We start from the raw sequence: 16,238 nt of genomic DNA on the forward strand, positions 1-16,238 counted from the left end.
GCGGGGCAGGGGTTAGTTGCGGAAGCGAGCGGCTGCTCGGGTCAGTGCGACGCACTCGGCCTCGGCGAGCACCTCGCCCGCGCTGCCGCCGCTCATCATCGACCGTTCGGCCTGACGGGTCCGGTCGATGGCGCGCGCGAGTTGGGCGGCATTCCAGCGGCGTAGCGCCCTCGCGGTCGATCCGCGTTCCTTGAAGAAGATACGGTGCTTCTCGATCACGTCGTCGATGCTCGATCCGGCCTCGACCTCGGCGCGCAGTTCCGACAGCGTCACCAGACGGCGTGCGAGGCTGCGCAGGAGCGGAATCGCCGATCCCATGCCCTCGCTCGCAGCGGTCAGTTCGGACCCGATATCCGCCGTCCGCCCGTCGACGATCGCCTCGATCGCGCCGAACATGCCGTCCTCGCCGATATCGGCACCGATGTCGTCCAGCGCCCGGGCATCGGCATCGCGCGGCCGGTCCGGCGCCGCGTCCAGATACAGGGCAAGCTTCTCGATCTCGCGGCTGAGTATCGCACGATCGGCGTTCGACGCCTGGGCGAGGCGCTGTGCGACGTCGGTGGCAATGCGAAGTCCATGCTCGCGCCCGATCATCTGGACCAGCTGAACCGCACCAGCGCCTTCTGGCACGTAACAGGCATGCGCCATCGCGGCGGCGCTGGCGATGGCCAGCTTCACCAGCTTGCCGCTGGTCTTCAGCCCGGGCCCGATCGCCACGACCGGATTGCCCGCGCGATCGGCGTTCAACAGCAGCGAGAAAGCCTCGACCGTGAATTCGTCCGCGGCCATCACCCGGATCAGCCGGGCGCCGCCGAACAGCGACATCGACGCCGCTTCGTCCGCCAGGCGTCCGGGGTTGCTGCGCAGTTCCTTGGCATCGATGTCGATCCGCTCGACATCGGGTCCCATCGCCCGGCTCAGCCGCGCCGCCAGTTCGGCGGCGCCGGCCTCATCGGGTCCGTGGAAAAGATAGAGGCGCGTGTCCGGCTTCGGCGCATCCATCGCCGCCCGGATCTGCGGCGCAGTTGCCTTCACTTGCCGCTTTGCGCGTACCGGGCGACGCGCGCCACGATCTGATCGGCAACGATCTGCGACAGGCGCTCGAGCGCCGAGCGTTCCGCTGCGATCGTCGCATATTCGGACCCGACCACGTCGATTCCTGCGTCCGATCCTGCGGTCGCGTCGAGCACCACCTGCCCGTTGGACAGATCGACCAGCTGATAGCGCGCGCGCAGCGTACGCCGTTCGCGCGATACCGAATCGTCGCGGCGGACGCCAAGGCCGGCGATCTGGTCGTCGAGACGGACGTCGAGGCGATAGCGCGGCGTTGCCGTATCTCCGGCACGCAGCCGGTCGCGCAGCGCGTTCGAGACGAACCAGCCCGATTCACCCTCGATCGGGCCGACCTGAACCGCGGCGAGCGTCGATTGCACCGGCCCGGCGACGCCGCCGCCGTACAGTGGCCGCAGCCCGCACCCGGATAGGGCGACAGCGGAAAGGGCGAGCAGGGCGGCCGCGCGGATCATGCGACGATGTTCACCAGTCGATCGGGGACGACGATCACTTTGCGGGGCGCCTTTCCTTCGAGGATGCGCTGGACGTTCTCGGAAGCCAGCGCTGCGGCCTCGGCGACGTCCTTTGCGGCACCCTTTGCCAGTACCAGCGTATCGCGCAGCTTGCCATTCACTTGCACGGCAATCGTGACCTCGTCGTCGACCAGCAGTGCCGGATCGACCTCGGGCCAGGGGGCGTCGGCGATCAGGCCGTCATTCCCCATCAGCGCCCAGGCTTCCTCGGCAAGATGGGGAACCATCGGCGCGACGATTCGTGCCAGGGTGCGGATTGCCGTCGTCCGCGACGCGGACGGCGAAGCCTTCTCGATCGCCCCGGTCAGCTCATACAGCTTCGCAACTGCCTTGTTGAAGGCAAGCGCCTCGACATCCTCGGCCACGCCGGCGATCGTCCGGTGCAGCTTCTTGTCGAGCGCGAGATCATCGCCGGCGGCATCCTTCTGCTCGGCCAGCTGATCGAACAGACGCCACAGGCGCTGGACGAAGCGCCAGGCACCCTCGATGCCGTTCTCGGTCCATTCCAGGTCGCGCTCGGGCGGTGAGTCCGACAGCATGAACCAGCGCACGGCGTCGGCGCCATATTGGTCGACGATGCCGGTCGGATCGACCGTGTTCTTCTTCGACTTGGACATCTTCTCGATGCGGCCGATATCGACGGGGGCGCCATCGGCCTTCAGCGTCGCGCCGTTGCCGGCGATGTCCAGATCCTCGGGATTGTACCAGACCCGCTCGGTACCCTCGCCGCGATAATAAGTCTCGTGCGTCACCATGCCCTGGGTGAAGAGGCCGGCGAACGGCTCCGCCACGTCGAGCTTGCCCATATGACGCAGCGCGCGGGTCCAGAAACGGGCGTAGAGCAGGTGGAGGATCGCATGCTCGACCCCACCGATATATTGGCCGACCGGCAGCCACTGCTCGGCCACGCTCTTGTCGAACGGCTTGTCGTCCGGCTGGCTGGCGAAGCGGATGAAATACCAGGAGCTGTCGACGAACGTGTCGAGCGTATCGGTCTCGCGGCGACCGGGGCCGCCACAGCTGGGGCAGTCGACATCGCGCCAGGTCGGATGACGGTCGAGCGGATTGCCGGGAATGTCGAAGCTGACATCCTCGGGCAGCACGATCGGCAGGCTGTCGCGCGGGGCGGGGACCACGCCGCAGCTTTCGCAGTGGATCACCGGGATCGGCGTGCCCCAGTAACGCTGGCGGCTAACGCCCCAGTCGCGCAGGCGCCATACGGTCGTGCCGGTGCCCCAGCCGCCTTCCTCGGCACGGACGATCACCGCGCGCTTGGCGTCGGCCACGTCCATCCCGTCGAGGAAGTGCGAGTTCACCAACGTGCCCGGGCCGGTATAGGCCTCGTCCTCGTGGAAGGCCGGATCGGTCCTGTCGCCGTCCGAGACCACGCGACGAATCGGCAGCGCATATTTGGTCGCGAACTCGAAATCGCGCTGGTCGTGCGCCGGCACGCCGAACACCGCGCCAGTGCCATAATCCATCAATACGAAATTGGCGATGTAGACCGGCAATTTCCATTCTGAATCAAAGGGATGCGTGGCGCGAAGGCCGGTGTCCCAGCCCAGCTTCTCCTGAGTCTCGAGCTCGGCCGCGGTGGTGCCGCCGAGCTTGCACTGTTCGACGAACGCCGCCACGTCTTCACTGTCCGCCGCCAGGCGCTGCGCGATCGGATGATCCGCTGCGATCGCGACGAAGCTCGACCCGAAGATCGTGTCAGGGCGGGTGGTGAAGACCTCGACCTGGTCGGCGCCGCCGGCGTCCGAATCCAGCGCGAAGTGGAACTTCAGCCCTTCCGACTTGCCGATCCAGTTTTCCTGCATCAGCTTGACCTTGTCGGGCCAATGTTCGAGCGCCTGGACGCCCTCCAGCAGCTCGTCGGCGAACTGGGTGATCTTGAGGAACCACTGGCTCAGCTTGCGCCGCTCGATCAGCGCGCCCGAACGCCAGCCGCGTCCGTCGATCACCTGCTCGTTGGCGAGCACGGTCATGTCGACCGGATCCCAGTTGACCGCCGATTCCTTGCGATAGACCAGCCCCGCCTTGAGCAGGTCGAGGAACAGCGCCTGCTCATGGCCGTAATAATCGGGTTCGCAGGTGGCGAGCTCGCGGCTCCAGTCGAGCGCGAAGCCGAGCCGCTTCAGCTGCGCCTTCATCGTCGCGATATTCTCGCGCGTCCAGGCGCCGGGATGGACCTTCTTCTCCATCGCCGCATTCTCGGCCGGCATGCCGAACGCGTCCCATCCCATCGGGTGGAGCACTTCCATGCCCTGCATCCGCCGGAACCGGGCGAGGACGTCGCCCATGGTGTAGTTGCGGACATGACCCATGTGGATGCGTCCCGACGGATAGGGAAACATCTCGAGCACATAGGATTTGGGCTTGGGCGAATCGTCACGCGCGCAAAAGGTGCGGGACTCGTCCCACACCTTTTGCCACGCCGCGTCCGCCTTCAGCGCGTTGAAGCGCGACGCCATAGGATAGGCTTCCTGTCTGGGTTAATCGACGAGCGCCGCGCGGCGAAGATCGCGGGCGCGGGTGAGGATGATGTCCTCGAGCTTCTGGACGGTAGCGGCCTGAACCGGTGCGGAGACCCACTGGCCGTTGCGGTTCACTTCGCGCAGCGACGCGACGCGAAGCGCGTCGGCGCGCAGATCCTGGTCGAGGATCGTGATGGTGATCTTGACTCGCTCGGTCGGCACGTTCGGATTGACGTACCAGTCGGTGACGATGACGCCGCCATTGGAATCGGTCTGGAGCAGCGGCATGAAGCTGATCGTGTCGAGCGATGCGCGCCACAGATAGGCGTTCACCCCGATCGTGGTCACCTTGGATGCAGCGAGATCGGTCTTGGGCCGCTCCCGGCCGCCGCACGCAACGAGGGGAAGGATGAGCGACCCGAGGATCGCGCAGCGCAACAGGCGGTTCATCGACAACATCCTAAAGGCAGAAAAAGGCAAGGCGAGCATCTATAGAGGCTGATGTGGCGGGAGCAAGGCGGCAGGAATCTGTGGACCCACGGCAACACCTGACTCGGAAAATGGTCGGGGGACTGGAACCAGTCTTTTGTTCCGGGGTAGAAGTTGCCATCTGACAGGGGATGAAAATGCGAGTCGGACGAGTCTTGACGGGGATTGGTGTGGGAGCGCTTGCCGCTGCCGCGATCTTCGTCACGCCCGCGCTCCAGGCCAGCGAGAATCGGGCGATGGCGGCACCCGCCAACCGCGATCCGATTCGCATCGGTATTTTCACGCCGGCAGCCGCCGATCCGAAGCTGGCCGCCGTCCTGTCGAAGAGCGGCATGCCCGACACCGGCTTCCGCTTCACGCCGTCGGATGCGCGCAGCACCGGCAATCGCTCGGTTCTGGTCGCGGTTCGCGCGACCGCCAGCCGCGCCAATGCCGTCGTCGATCGCGCCACGGTAATCACGCCGTCGGTCAGCGTCGCCCCGATTGCCTATAATCTCGGCACCTCGGTCGGCTGGAAGAAGTTCGCGATCTCGACCGATGTCGCACGGATCAATCCGGTTGCGGTGACGCAGCCGGTCGGCCGTGACCGCAATGATCTGGGTATCGTCGATACCGGCAAGCGTAGCACCAAGAGCATGATCGCCAGTGTCGATCGTCCGCTCATCGATGCGCCCGCGATCACCGGCGATCAGCCCAATTATTCGCTCGATGTCGGCGGCAGCTACTCGCTGACCCGCAACCTCGATGTGACCGCCGGTGTTCGCTACAAGAGCGAGCGCGAGCGGATCGACCCGAACCTGACCGACAACCGCCGCGACAGCCAGGCGGTCTATGTCGGGACGGCATTCCGCTTCTAACCCGACCAGGCATCGATCGCTGCCCAACCGCGCGCGCCGGGAAGCCCCCGCATGCGCGCGGCAGTCATTCCGCCCAGCGCGATGACCGGGACCTTCAGGCCGCGCACCAGCAAACCGAACCGCACCCGGCCAAGCGTTCGCGCGCCCGGGTGCGAACGCGTTGCGAAGACCGGCGAGACGAACAGCAGGTTGGCGCCCGCGCGGATCACCTGAATCGCCTCGCGCCGCGAATGTGCCGCGGCAGTGCGGATGCCCGGCTCGCGATGACGCCCGTTATGCACATGGCGGCTCCCAGGGAGATCGGCAGCGACCAGCAACAGCCCGCGACGGCGCGCGATCTTCGCGACGCGGTGGTACAGATCCTGTCGCGCGGGAAGCCCATAATGGCGAAAGACGACGCCGCTGCCGCGCGGCAATCGCTCGAGCGCTGTCCATAAGGCATCGCCCATGCGCGGATCGGTCATCAGCCAGATTGCGGGCAGGGAGGGGTGGCGGCGGCGCATCCCCCCTCCTATAGCGTCGCCCATGCCATCCGACGATGCCAAGACCCGCCTCGCCGATCTTCGCGAGAAGATTGCCCGCGCCGCCAGGACCGCGGGCCGCGAGCCTGCCGCGATCGAACTGATAGCGATTTCGAAGACCCATCCGGTCGAGGCGATCCGCCCGCTGATCGCCGCCGGCCAGCGGGTCTTCGGCGAGAATCGCGTGCAGGAGGCTGCCGCCAAATGGCCGGTACTGCGTGACGAGACGCAGGATCTTCGCCTTCACCTGGTCGGACAGCTTCAGTCGAACAAGGCCGAGGAAGCCGTCGCGCTGTTCGATGCGATCCATTCGGTCGATCGCAGGTCGCTGATTGGCGCGCTTGCCCGCGCGATGGACAAGGCCGGCAAGCGCCCCGATTGCTTCATCCAGGTCAATATTGGCGAGGAGGAGCAGAAGGGCGGCTGTGCCATCGGCGATCTTCCGGCGCTTCTGGCCGAGGCGCGTTCGGCCGATTTGCCGGTCGCGGGCCTGATGTGCGTGCCGCCGCAGGATCTGGAACCCGCACCCTGGTTCGCGCTGCTGGCCAAGCTGGCCCGCGACAACGGCCTGACCGGGCTCAGCATGGGCATGTCGGGCGATTACGAGGCGGGCATCTGGCTCGGCGCAACTCATGTTCGCATCGGCAGCGCGCTGTTCGGGGCACGCGGATGAAGTATCAGGGGATCATCTTCGACTTCGATGGCGTCCTCCTCGAAAGCGAATATGCCGGCAACATCCAGATCGCCGAGTATCTGACGCGCATCGGGCACCCGACCAGCGCCGAGGATTCGATCGCCAATTTCATGGGTCTGTCTGGCGCCGATTTCATCGGCGCGATCGAGCGCTGGATCGGGCGCACCGTGCCGGACGACTTCCACGCCGAGCGCGAGGTCGAGAATAACCGGGTCCTCGAAGAAGGGCTGGAAGCCGTCGCCGGCGCGATCGAGTTCGTGCGTTCGCTGCCGGCCGATCTGCCGCGGGCGATCGCCTCGTCGAGCAGCACGCACTGGATCCAGACCCACCTGAACCATATGGGGATTGGCGACCTGTTCGAGGGGCGAATCTTCTCGGGCAAGGAACATGTCACGCGCGGCAAGCCGGCGCCGGACATCTATCTCCACGCCGCCCGGGCGATCGGGATCGATATCGAGCGCAGCGTGATCCTGGAGGATTCGCCAGTGGGCGTGACCGGTGCGGTCGCCTCCGGCGCGCATGTCATCGGTCTGTGCGCCGGACGCCACTGCGCGCTGGGTCATGCCGACCGGCTGCGCGCGCTGGGCGTGACCGAGATTGCGAGTGATTTCGACGAGGTCGCGCGGCTGATCGCCTGAAGCGCAAAACGCGCGCCACCCGCGTCAGAGCTGGTGGCCGGTCCGGTCGCGCTTGGTGTCGAGATAGCGCGCATTGTGCGGGTTGGGCGGCAGCTTGTGTGGTACCCGCTCGGTCACCGAAACGCCCGCGCCCTCCAGCGCGGCGACCTTGTCCGGATTGTTGGTGAGCAGCCGGATCGCCGGCTGGCCCAGCAGGGTCAGCATCCGCGCCGCCACCCGGAAATTGCGCGCATCGACTGCAAAGCCCAGCCGGACATTAGCGTCGACCGTATCGAACCCCTGATCCTGCAGCGCATAGGCGCGCAGCTTGTTGATCAGGCCGATGCCGCGCCCTTCCTGGCGCAGATAGAGCAGGATGCCCCAGCCGCTGGCCTCGATCGCTTGCACCGCGGCGTGGAGTTGCGGCCCGCAATCGCATTTCAGGCTGCCCAGCATGTCGCCGGTCAGACACTCGCTGTGCAGCCGGACCAGCGGCGCATTGCCATCGGGCTGACCGATGATCAGCGCGACATGCTCGCCCGGCATCTCATCGGTGCGGAAGGCGACGATCTCGCTGTCCTCGGCGCCGGCGACGGGCAGCCGTGCGCGAGCGACGATCCTCAGCCGGTCGGCATCCTCATGCGCGTCGATGTCGGCAATCGTGATTGCGGGTTCGTCAGCAGCGGCGCGCGCGAAGAATGCGGGTAGCACGCCGGCGATGCGGGCAAGGCGCAGTGCGGCACCCGCGACCTCTGGCCAGTCCAGCTCGATCGCGCGAAATGGCCCCTTCAGCGGGGTGGCGAGGTCGAGCTGCGGATCGGCGAGTGCGGTCGCGGTGTCGAAGTCGAGCCACGGAGACCGGTCGATCAGCACAGGATTGTCGGGCACCGCCGCGTCGCGCTGGTTGGCGAGCTTGAGCGTCCAGGCCCGACCGGCCGACAGCAGTAACGGCGCCTTGGCGTCAGGATCGAACGCAGCCAGTCGTTCGCCGTCCGCGGTCTCCACCGCGAGCAGCGCCACACCTTCGATCGCGACCGGCCAGCCGCGCCGCAGCGCGTCGATGGCTCGGGCGGCAGCGCGCGGATCGCTCAAAAGTCGAACTCGGTGACGATCGGGACATGATCGGACGGCTTGAGCCAGCTTCGGCACGGCTCGCACACGCGGTGCGCGCGGGCGGTATCGGCGATTGCCGGGCTGGCCCACATATGGTCGAGCCGCCGGCCGCGATCGGATGCCTCCCAGTCCTTCGCCCGGTAGCTCCACCAGGTGAAGCAGCGCTCCGGAGCGGGAATGAAGCGGCGCCCGAGGTCGATCCAGCCATGTGCCGCCTGCATCCGGGCAAGCGCCTCGATCTCGATCGGCGTATGGCTGACCACGTCGATCAGCTGCTTGTGGCTCCACACATCGCATTCCAGCGGCGCGATGTTGAAGTCGCCCGTCAGGATCGTCGGCACGTCGAGCGCTGCGGACCAGTCGGTCATCCGCTGGATGAAGTCGAGCTTCTGGCCGAATTTCGGATTCACCTCGCGGTCAGGAACGTCGCCGCCGGCGGGGACATAGACATTTTCCAGGCGAACCCCATTGGGCAGTCGCACGCCGACATGGCGGGCTTCGCCATTTGCCTGCCAGTCGAGTCGATCGTCCTCGACGATCGGCACACGGCTGATGATCGCGACGCCGTGGTGCATCCGCTGGCCGTGGATGATGACATGGTCATAGCCCAGCGCACGAAACGGGGCGGCGGGGAAGTCGCCGTCGATCACCTTGGTTTCCTGCAGGCACAGGATGTCGGGCGATTCCTCGCGCAGGAATTGCTGGACGATATCGATGCGAAACCGCACCGAATTGATGTTCCACGAAGCGATCGTCGTCGTCATTGCGTCGCATGTAGCGCGTTCACGGGGCGATTCCAGCCCGCCACTCGCGATCACGATCCACACGGGTGCCACAACGGAAAGGCCCCCGCTCCGGGGGCATTGGAGCGAGGGCCGACCTGGCGTTCGTCACGCAGGCGGGAGGTGGGTATCCCAGGCAACAGGGGGAAAAATCCCGGGTACGCCCCACATCCGCAAGACAGCTTCTAGTCTGAGTAACCTGCACGCTAGATGAACGGATTCAGCGGCGCGGACCGCTCGACCTCCGCGGGTCGTTCCAACGGAACGTTCCGTCGGCAATTGCTGCGTTGAACCGCTGATTCGACAGGCGGATCGTGGTGCGATTGTTCTGGCTGTCCAGCGCGACCCAACCCTGGAGCATCAGCCCGCCGGGCGACCCCGCACTGCGCTGGAAGATCATGGTGATCCGGCCATATTCGGGATGCTTGGGATAGCGCACCTCGACCGACACGACGCGCGAATCGCCGGTCGGGACCAGCTTGGCGAACTGGGTGATATCCCGCTTCGGGTTGAGCAGGACCGCCAGCGGCGAGTTGCCGATCGGCCAGCGCTCGACCTGGCGAACCTGATAATCGATGAAATAGAACGAGCTGCCGTCGGCGACGATCAGCTGCGGCACGCCCTTTTCATACTGGAAGCGGATTTTGCCCGGGCGCTTCAGCGTCATCGTACCGTTCAGCGTCTTTCCGGCGCGATCGGTCTGGCTGAAATTGGCGGTCATGCTGGAAACCGCCTGGAGGTGACTCTGGACCTGCGCGAGATCATTCTGCTGCGGCGCGGCCGCCACCAGGGCAGGCGTCGCGAGCGCGAGAGTCAGGAGCGTCGGCAGTCGGTACACAATATTCTCCGAATAGCGTGGATATCGCGCATGGCAGGCGCGGCTTGAATACGCCGTGAACCCTCAACCGGCGCGAATCGATCCCTAGAGCGGCCGTCCGTCGGTATCCATCAGCACCTCTCGGCGGCCGACATGGTCGGGCCGGGACACATGGCCCTCGCGCTCCATCCGCTCGATCAGGCGGGCGGCGGTGTTGTAGCCGACGCGCAGCTGGCGCTGCAGCCATGAGGTCGATGCCTTCTGGCTTTCGGCGACCAGCTGGACCGCGCGGCGATAGGATTGCTCCTCCGGCGTGTCCTCGCCGTCGGGGCCGCCCTCCAGCGCGAAGCCGCCATCCTCGGGCTCCTCGGTAACAGCGGTGATGTAATCGGGCTCGCCCTGGCTGCGCCAGAAGTCGGAGACCGCCTGGACTTCCTCGTCGCTGACGAACGGTCCGTGGACGCGCGCCAGCTGCTTGCCGCCGGGCATGTAGAGCATGTCGCCCTTGCCCAGCAGCTGCTCGGCACCCTGTTCGCCCAGGATCGTGCGCGAATCGATCTTCGACGTCACATGGAAGCTGATCCGCGTCGGCAGGTTCGCCTTGATGACGCCGGTGATCACGTCGACCGAGGGGCGCTGCGTCGCCATGATCAGGTGGATGCCGGCGGCACGCGCCTTCTGCGCTAGCCGCTGGATCAGGAATTCGACTTCCTTGCCGGCGGTCATCATCAGGTCGGCAAGCTCGTCGACGATGATCACGATCTGCGGCAGCGGCTGCAGATCGAGCGTCTCCTCCTCGTGGATCGGGCGGCCATTCTCGTCATAGCCGACCTGGACCTTGCGGCCGAGCTTCTGTCCCTTGGCCTTGGCCTGGCGCACCTTGTCGTTGAAGCTGGCAAGGCTGCGGACATTGACCGACGCCATCATCCGGTAGCGGTCCTCCATCTGCTCGACCGCCCATTTCAACGCGCGGACCGCCTTGGGCGGATCGGTCACCACCTCGGCCAGCAGGTGGGGGATTCCCTTGTACATGCTGAGTTCCAGCATCTTGGGATCGATCATGATCATCCGGCACTGGTCCGGCGTCAGCCGGTAGAGCAGCGACAGGATCATGCAGTTCAGCCCGACCGACTTGCCCGAGCCGGTGGTGCCGGCGACCAGGAGGTGCGGCATCGGCGCCAGGTCGGCGATGATCGGATCGCCCGAGATGTTCTTGCCCAGCACCAGCGGCAGCGTCGCGCCCTGGTCCTCGAAGCTCTGGCTGCCGATCAACTCGTGGAGGTTGACCGATTCGCGCTTTGCGTTGGGAAGCTCGATGCCGATCACGGTGCGGCCCGGGATCGTCGCGACGCGCGCCGAGATCGCCGACATGTTGCGCGCGATGTCGTCGGCCAGCTGGATGACGCGGCTGGCCTTGATGCCGCTCGCCGGCTCGAGTTCGTACATCGTCACGACGGGGCCGGGGCGAACCTCGACGATCTGGCCCTTCACATGGAAATCGTCGAGCACGCTTTCCAGCAGCCGGGCATTGCGCTCCAGCGCCGCCTTGTCGACGACATTGCCGCTGCCCGGAGCCGCCGGCTTCAGCAGGTCGAGCGGGGGCAGGGCATAGCTGTCCTTGAAATCGAGGCTGGTCTGGGTCGGCGGCTTACCGCTGGCCGGTCGCGGCGCGACCGTGCGGTCGGCGATGACCGGACCGGGCCGCGTTTCGGGCATCGCGACCTTGCGCGGGGCCGGGCGCGGTTCGTCGTCGCCACCGCGCAGGGGCGGTGCGGCGAAATCGTCCTCGTCATCCAGCCCGTCGTCCAGCGCATCCCGCGCCGGGCGCGGCGCCTTGAACGGCAGCTGCGGAATCGCCCAGCTGCGCGGATCGGGCAGCCGGAAATCCAGCGCGCGCCACCAGATCCACAATCCCGATATCCCCAGGATCGCGGCGATCACCCGCCCGGCCCAGGTTGCGATCACGGGATCGCCGGTCAGCGCCAGCAACGCGCGAATCGCCTTGGCCACCATCAGCCCGATCAGCCCGGCGCGCCCGGCGGGCAAGGTCGAATCGATCGGCACGAACGCCAGGCTGATCGCGAACAACAGCGCGCCGAACGCACCCCAGCGCAGCATCGCGCCCATGCCGGCCAGCGGCCGATCCTGCAGCAGCCGGTTCACCGCGACCAGGCCGATCGGCATCAACAACCAGACCGGAGCGCCGAGCACCGAGAACAGGATATCCGCCGCCCAGGCACCGCCGCCGCCGATCAGGTTGCGCGCCGGGCCGGCCGCCGCCGTGTTCAGCGACGGATCCTGGGCATGATAGCTGATCAGCGCGAGAATCAGCGCCATCACCCCGAGGAACAGGGCAATGCCGCCGATCAGCGCGCCGCTGCGGCGAACGCCGGCCTTCATCGTGTCGCGCCAGTGCGGCGCAGGTGCGCGGGACGCCATGGTCCAGCCTCCGGCTAAAAATTTCAGGGGGTGCCCGGAAATCATCGCTTGGCGGGAGTCCGACGTCAAGCCGTGCATTGGCAGGCCGGGCATCGCGCGCTACGGGCTGGGACCATGGAACGCGCAAGAGATCGGGCAGACGTCCTCATCCTCGGCGGCGGGCTGGTCGGCAGCGCGCTTGCGACTGCGCTGGACGCGCACGGCCTGTCATCGATCGTCGTCGATCCGGCGGATCCCGAGACGATCCTGGCGGCGTCGTTCGACGGCCGCGCCTCGGCGATCGCCAGCGCGCCCTATCGCATGTTCGAGGCGATCGGAGTCGCCGACCGGCTGACCGGGCTGGGCTGCCCGATCGAGGGAATTCGCGTGTCCGACGGGCTGGAGCCCGGGAAGCTCGATTTCGAACCCGATGCCGATGACGGCGCGCTGGGGCACATGTTCGAGAACCGCGCGCTGCGCCGCGCCCTGCTCGAGGCGGCGCAGGCGGCACCGCTGGCCGATGTTCGGATGAAGACCCGTGCGCTCTCGGTCGATCGCGGCCCGCACGGCGTTACCGCGCAGCTCGATTCGGGCGCGACGGTGACCGCATCGCTGCTGATCGCGGCGGAGGGGCGCAACTCGCCGACGCGCGAAACGGCGGGGCTCAAGGTCGCGCGCTGGAGCTACGATCACGCCGCGATGGTGATCTCGCTCCATCACGAGCGCAGCCACGAGAATATCGCCTACGAGATCTTCTATCCCGACGGCCCGTTCGCGATCCTGCCGCTGCTCGACGACGAGCATGGACATCGCTCGGCGATCGTCTGGACGGTGAATGCGGCGCACGCTCCGGGCATGCTGGCGCTGTCCGACCGCGCCTATCTGCACGAAGCGGAAAAGCGGATGGGCGGTTTCCTCGGGACGCTCAGCCGGCTGGGGTCGCGCTTCAGCCATCCGCTCGGTTTTCATCACGCTGCCTGGATCACCTCGGACCGGCTCGCGCTGGTCGGTGACGCCGCGCACGGCATCCATCCGATCGCGGGGCAGGGGGTCAATGTCGGTTTCCGCGACGTCGCGACGCTGGTCGAGGTGCTGGTGGACGGCAAGCGGCTGGGCATGGACCTGGGCGATCCGCAACTGCTCGCTCGCTATCAGCGCTGGCGCGGGCTCGATACCTTCATGGTCGCTGCGGCGACCGACGGGCTGACCCGGCTGTTCGGCATCCCCGGACGGACGGTGTCGAAGGTCCGCCGCCTTGGCCTGTCGGCGGTCGACCGGATCCCCCCGCTCAAGCGCGCCTTCATGGCGGAGGCACGCGGCGAGAGCGGCGACGTCCCGAAACTGCTCCAGGGCCTGAAGGTCTGAACCGCGCTCGTCGCGCTCGGGCCGATTCACCCCGAGGCGGCGGCGGCGAAGAACATCAGATGGACCAGCCGTCCGTTTTCCGGCCGGTCGCCGAAGCCGGCCGCGGAGTTGTGGAACATCCAGGGGCTGAACAGGATCAGCCGGTTGAACCGCATCGGGACCGTCATCGTCCGTTCCCAGCGCGCTGGCTTCAGCGTGTCGCGGTTGACGACTTCCTCGATCAGCCGATTGACGTCCGAATAGCCGCTGGCGGCGAGTTCGACCGCCGTCTGGGGAATTCGCTCCAGTCCGGTCGGGCGGTGACGGAAGAAGTCGGTGCCGCCGCGACACTGTTCGGGCAGGCTGAGATAGAGGATTCACGAATAGGCGCACGGATCGACATGAACACCGCTCGCGCCCTTGTCGCCTTTCAGCGTCAGGCGACAATGCTGGTGCGTCGTGCCAGGGGCCGCCTGCAGTGCGAAGCCCGCGCGCTTGCTTGCCTCGCCGTCCAACCCCGTGATCGGTAGCGGCGCGGTCGAAATGAGCCCGGGATAATTGCCGCCCTTGAATCCGGGATCATAGTCGAGGTCTAGCGCTTTCTGGCGAAAGCCGTGCGGGTCCGACAGGAAGTCGTCGATGATGATCAGCGATGGCGCCATAGACTCTGCCTAACAGCGGCATGGCGATGGTCAAAATCTTAACCATTGAGGTCCGGGGGCACTGGCGGCATCGACTTCTCGGCAGCCGCCCGTAAGGAATCGGCGCGGAGGGTGAGAGAATGAAGGTTCTGGATCACGAGCCCTATCGCTGGTTCCTGCTCGAGGAGGGCGACACGCTTTATCTCGACGCGCATTGCAGCCACAGCTTCATCGACTATTCGGTCCTGATCGCGCTCGACGGCGCGGAGCGTGCGCAATTCCGGGCCGAGGGACGCAGCTATCTCGACCGGCTGAGCCACGACATCCACTATAGCGCGCCGATCGTGCGCGAGAGCAATTCGCCCTGGAAGGGGCGCAACCTGACCGCGTCGCTGGGCGATGCGGTAAGCGAGGCGGTGCGTCGCTGGCGGGACGGGCAGGGCGATCGCTGAGGATGAAAAATCGGGACCCGTCCGCGTCGCGGATCGGGTCCCCAGGATGTGCGGTCGGGGGTCAGACCGCGTATTTTGCGCGCTGCGGGCGGCTCAGCATCCGGTTGGCCTCCTCGTCGCCGATGAAGCGCTCGGCCTTCGGATCCCAGCGCAGCCTGCGCCCGGTCTTCATCGCGATCCAGTGAAGCAGGCAGGTCGAGCAGGCGCGGTGCCCGATCTCCGCCGGGGCGCTCAGCGGCGCGCCGGTGCGGATCGCGTCCAGCCAGTTGCGATGCTGTTCGGGCGCGTCGAGCAGCCGGACCTCGTTCGCCCCGATCACGCTCGACAGGATCGTGGGATCGCTGGCCTGAAGCGGATCGATCTGTGGGCCCGACGGATCGCTGGCAGTGACGGCGCCGCTTCGCGTCACGAAGATCCATCCCTTGTCGCCGATGAACTTCACCCCGTTGGGCAACGCGCCGGACACGGTCATGGTGACGCCATTGGCATAGCGGGCATGCGTTTCGAACGGGCCGTGCACATTCCACAGGCCGCTCCGGGGGAATTCGGCCTTGCCCCAGATCTCGACAGGACCGGAATGCTCCATGTCCATGCCCCAATGGGCGATGTCGATATGGTGCGCGCCCCAGCCCGTGATCATTCCCGATCCGAACTGCTCGACGCGCAGCCACCCCGGACGATCCTCGAACGACGTCTGCGGATGGACCCGCATCTCGGTATAATAGGCCTCGGGCGTGGTCCCCAGCCATGCATCATAGTTCAGGCCAGGCGGGATCGGCATCGCCGGCGCGTCCGGGCCGGCGGGATCGCCGGGCAGGCCGATCTCGACATGCTTCAGCGCGCCGATCCGGCCGTTGCGGACGAGTTCGCAGGCGCGGCGGAATTGCGGCCAGGGCGTCGATCCGCGCTGCTGCGATCCTATCTGGAGCATTCGGCCCGACGCCTTGACGGCATCGGCCATCGCCCGGCCCTCGGCGATGGTCAGCGAGGCCGGTTTCTGAAGATAGACATGCTTGTCCGCGCGCACGGCCTGGATCGCCAGCGGGGCATGCTGATGATCGGGGGTCGAGATCAGCACCGCGTCGATGTCGGGCGCGGCGATCAGCTCCCGATAGTCGGTATAGCCGCGCGTGCCCGAATAGTCCTTGCCCAGCTTGGCGGTGTAGCGATCGTCGACAAGCTGCTGTCCCGCGCCCAGCCGGCGGATATCGACGTCGCACACCGCGACGACCTGCGCGTCGTCATGCTTCATCGTTTCCTTGATGTCGTGGATCCGGCTGATCCGCCCGACCCCGATCGCGCCGACGGTAATCCGGTTCGACGGCGCGTTGCGCCCGAACACGCTGGCGGGCACGATCATCGGCGCGGCCAGCGCCGCCCCTGCCTTCATCGCTCCGCGTCGGGTCAAGTGCATGATCGGGCCCCTTTCG

The 16,238-nt window shown here is 66.7% G+C and carries 17 protein-coding genes; 5 read left to right on the forward strand and 12 right to left on the reverse strand.

Annotated features, from left to right (window positions below; genetic code table 11):
• Positions 1–12: 12 nt before the first annotated feature.
• The 4 genes from holA to ACZ1H8_RS08795 are packed head-to-tail and all read right to left on the reverse strand — an operon-like array spanning position 13 to position 4,513.
• Complete coding sequence (gene holA, locus ACZ1H8_RS08780) at positions 13–1,035, reverse strand: DNA polymerase III subunit delta (RefSeq protein WP_465180930.1); 1,023 nt, start codon at positions 1,033–1,035, stop codon at positions 13–15.
• Positions 1,032–1,526 carry an LPS assembly lipoprotein LptE gene (lptE, locus tag ACZ1H8_RS08785; RefSeq protein WP_465180931.1) on the reverse strand — a complete coding sequence of 165 codons (495 nt, stop codon included), beginning with the start codon at positions 1,524–1,526 and terminating at the stop codon, positions 1,032–1,034. The genes holA and lptE overlap by 4 nt, the downstream gene beginning before the upstream one ends.
• On the reverse strand, positions 1,523–4,060 hold the full coding sequence (leuS, locus tag ACZ1H8_RS08790; RefSeq protein ID WP_465180932.1) for a leucine--tRNA ligase: 2,538 nt from the start codon (positions 4,058–4,060) through the stop codon (positions 1,523–1,525). The genes lptE and leuS overlap by 4 nt, the downstream gene beginning before the upstream one ends.
• 21 nt (positions 4,061–4,081) lie before the next feature.
• A complete protein-coding gene (locus ACZ1H8_RS08795; protein WP_465180933.1) occupies positions 4,082–4,513 on the reverse strand; it encodes a DUF3576 domain-containing protein in 432 nt (143 codons plus the stop codon).
• Positions 4,514–4,722: 209 nt separating this feature from the next.
• On the opposite strand from ACZ1H8_RS08795, the gene ACZ1H8_RS08800 reads away from it, so the two are divergent.
• Complete coding sequence (locus ACZ1H8_RS08800) at positions 4,723–5,409, forward strand: hypothetical protein (protein ID WP_465180934.1); 687 nt, start codon at positions 4,723–4,725, stop codon at positions 5,407–5,409.
• Here the strand turns inward: ACZ1H8_RS08800 and ACZ1H8_RS08805 are convergent.
• On the reverse strand, positions 5,406–5,912 hold the full coding sequence (locus ACZ1H8_RS08805; protein ID WP_465180935.1) for a thiamine phosphate synthase: 507 nt from the start codon (positions 5,910–5,912) through the stop codon (positions 5,406–5,408). The genes ACZ1H8_RS08800 and ACZ1H8_RS08805 overlap by 4 nt on opposite strands.
• Before the next feature lie 22 nt (positions 5,913–5,934).
• On the opposite strand from ACZ1H8_RS08805, the gene ACZ1H8_RS08810 reads away from it, so the two are divergent.
• Together ACZ1H8_RS08810 and ACZ1H8_RS08815 are read left to right on the forward strand one after the other, a co-directional pair.
• Positions 5,935–6,603, forward strand: a complete 669-nt coding sequence (locus tag ACZ1H8_RS08810) for a YggS family pyridoxal phosphate-dependent enzyme (protein ID WP_465180936.1) — start codon at positions 5,935–5,937, stop codon at positions 6,601–6,603.
• The gene (locus ACZ1H8_RS08815) at positions 6,600–7,262 is read left to right on the forward strand and encodes an HAD family hydrolase (protein WP_465180937.1); all 663 of its coding nucleotides are present in this window, start codon (positions 6,600–6,602) and stop codon (positions 7,260–7,262) included. The genes ACZ1H8_RS08810 and ACZ1H8_RS08815 overlap by 4 nt, the downstream gene beginning before the upstream one ends.
• 24 nt (positions 7,263–7,286) lie before the next feature.
• Here ACZ1H8_RS08815 and ribA read toward each other — a convergent pair whose 3' ends face one another.
• From ribA to ACZ1H8_RS08835, 4 genes are all read right to left on the reverse strand, one after another.
• Entirely contained in the window at positions 7,287–8,333 is a 1,047-nt protein-coding gene (gene ribA, locus ACZ1H8_RS08820; protein WP_465180938.1) for a GTP cyclohydrolase II, read from the reverse strand.
• Positions 8,330–9,118: an exodeoxyribonuclease III gene (locus tag ACZ1H8_RS08825; RefSeq protein WP_465180939.1), complete on the reverse strand. Its 789-nt coding sequence runs from the start codon at positions 9,116–9,118 to the stop codon at positions 8,330–8,332. Before ACZ1H8_RS08825 ends, ribA begins: the two co-directional genes overlap by 4 nt.
• A gap of 238 nt (positions 9,119–9,356) precedes the next feature.
• Positions 9,357–9,977 carry a LolA family protein gene (locus ACZ1H8_RS08830; protein ID WP_465181370.1) on the reverse strand — a complete coding sequence of 207 codons (621 nt, stop codon included), beginning with the start codon at positions 9,975–9,977 and terminating at the stop codon, positions 9,357–9,359.
• A gap of 81 nt (positions 9,978–10,058) precedes the next feature.
• Complete coding sequence (locus ACZ1H8_RS08835; RefSeq protein WP_465180940.1) at positions 10,059–12,392, reverse strand: DNA translocase FtsK; 2,334 nt, start codon at positions 12,390–12,392, stop codon at positions 10,059–10,061.
• Between the two features lie 114 nt (positions 12,393–12,506).
• Between ACZ1H8_RS08835 and ACZ1H8_RS08840 the strand changes: the two genes are divergently transcribed.
• Entirely contained in the window at positions 12,507–13,736 is a 1,230-nt protein-coding gene (locus ACZ1H8_RS08840) for a UbiH/UbiF/VisC/COQ6 family ubiquinone biosynthesis hydroxylase (protein ID WP_465180941.1), read from the forward strand.
• A gap of 26 nt (positions 13,737–13,762) precedes the next feature.
• On the opposite strand, the gene ACZ1H8_RS08845 is transcribed toward ACZ1H8_RS08840, so the two are convergent.
• Both ACZ1H8_RS08845 and ACZ1H8_RS08850 read right to left on the reverse strand, forming a co-directional pair.
• Positions 13,763–14,092 (reverse strand): DUF6445 family protein, encoded by a 330-nt coding sequence (locus ACZ1H8_RS08845; protein ID WP_465181371.1) that lies wholly within the window; start codon positions 14,090–14,092, stop codon positions 13,763–13,765.
• Positions 14,093–14,377: a hypothetical protein gene (locus ACZ1H8_RS08850; RefSeq protein ID WP_465180942.1), complete on the reverse strand. Its 285-nt coding sequence runs from the start codon at positions 14,375–14,377 to the stop codon at positions 14,093–14,095.
• 119 nt (positions 14,378–14,496) lie between these two features.
• On the opposite strand from ACZ1H8_RS08850, the gene ACZ1H8_RS08855 reads away from it, so the two are divergent.
• Positions 14,497–14,808 (forward strand): hypothetical protein, encoded by a 312-nt coding sequence (locus tag ACZ1H8_RS08855; protein WP_465180943.1) that lies wholly within the window; start codon positions 14,497–14,499, stop codon positions 14,806–14,808.
• Between the two features lie 61 nt (positions 14,809–14,869).
• On the opposite strand, the gene ACZ1H8_RS08860 is transcribed toward ACZ1H8_RS08855, so the two are convergent.
• A complete protein-coding gene (locus ACZ1H8_RS08860; protein WP_465180944.1) occupies positions 14,870–16,222 on the reverse strand; it encodes a Gfo/Idh/MocA family protein in 1,353 nt (450 codons plus the stop codon).
• Positions 16,223–16,238: the final 16 nt, after the last annotated feature.

Source organism: Sphingomonas sp. BL-S-25 (assembly GCF_055521555.1).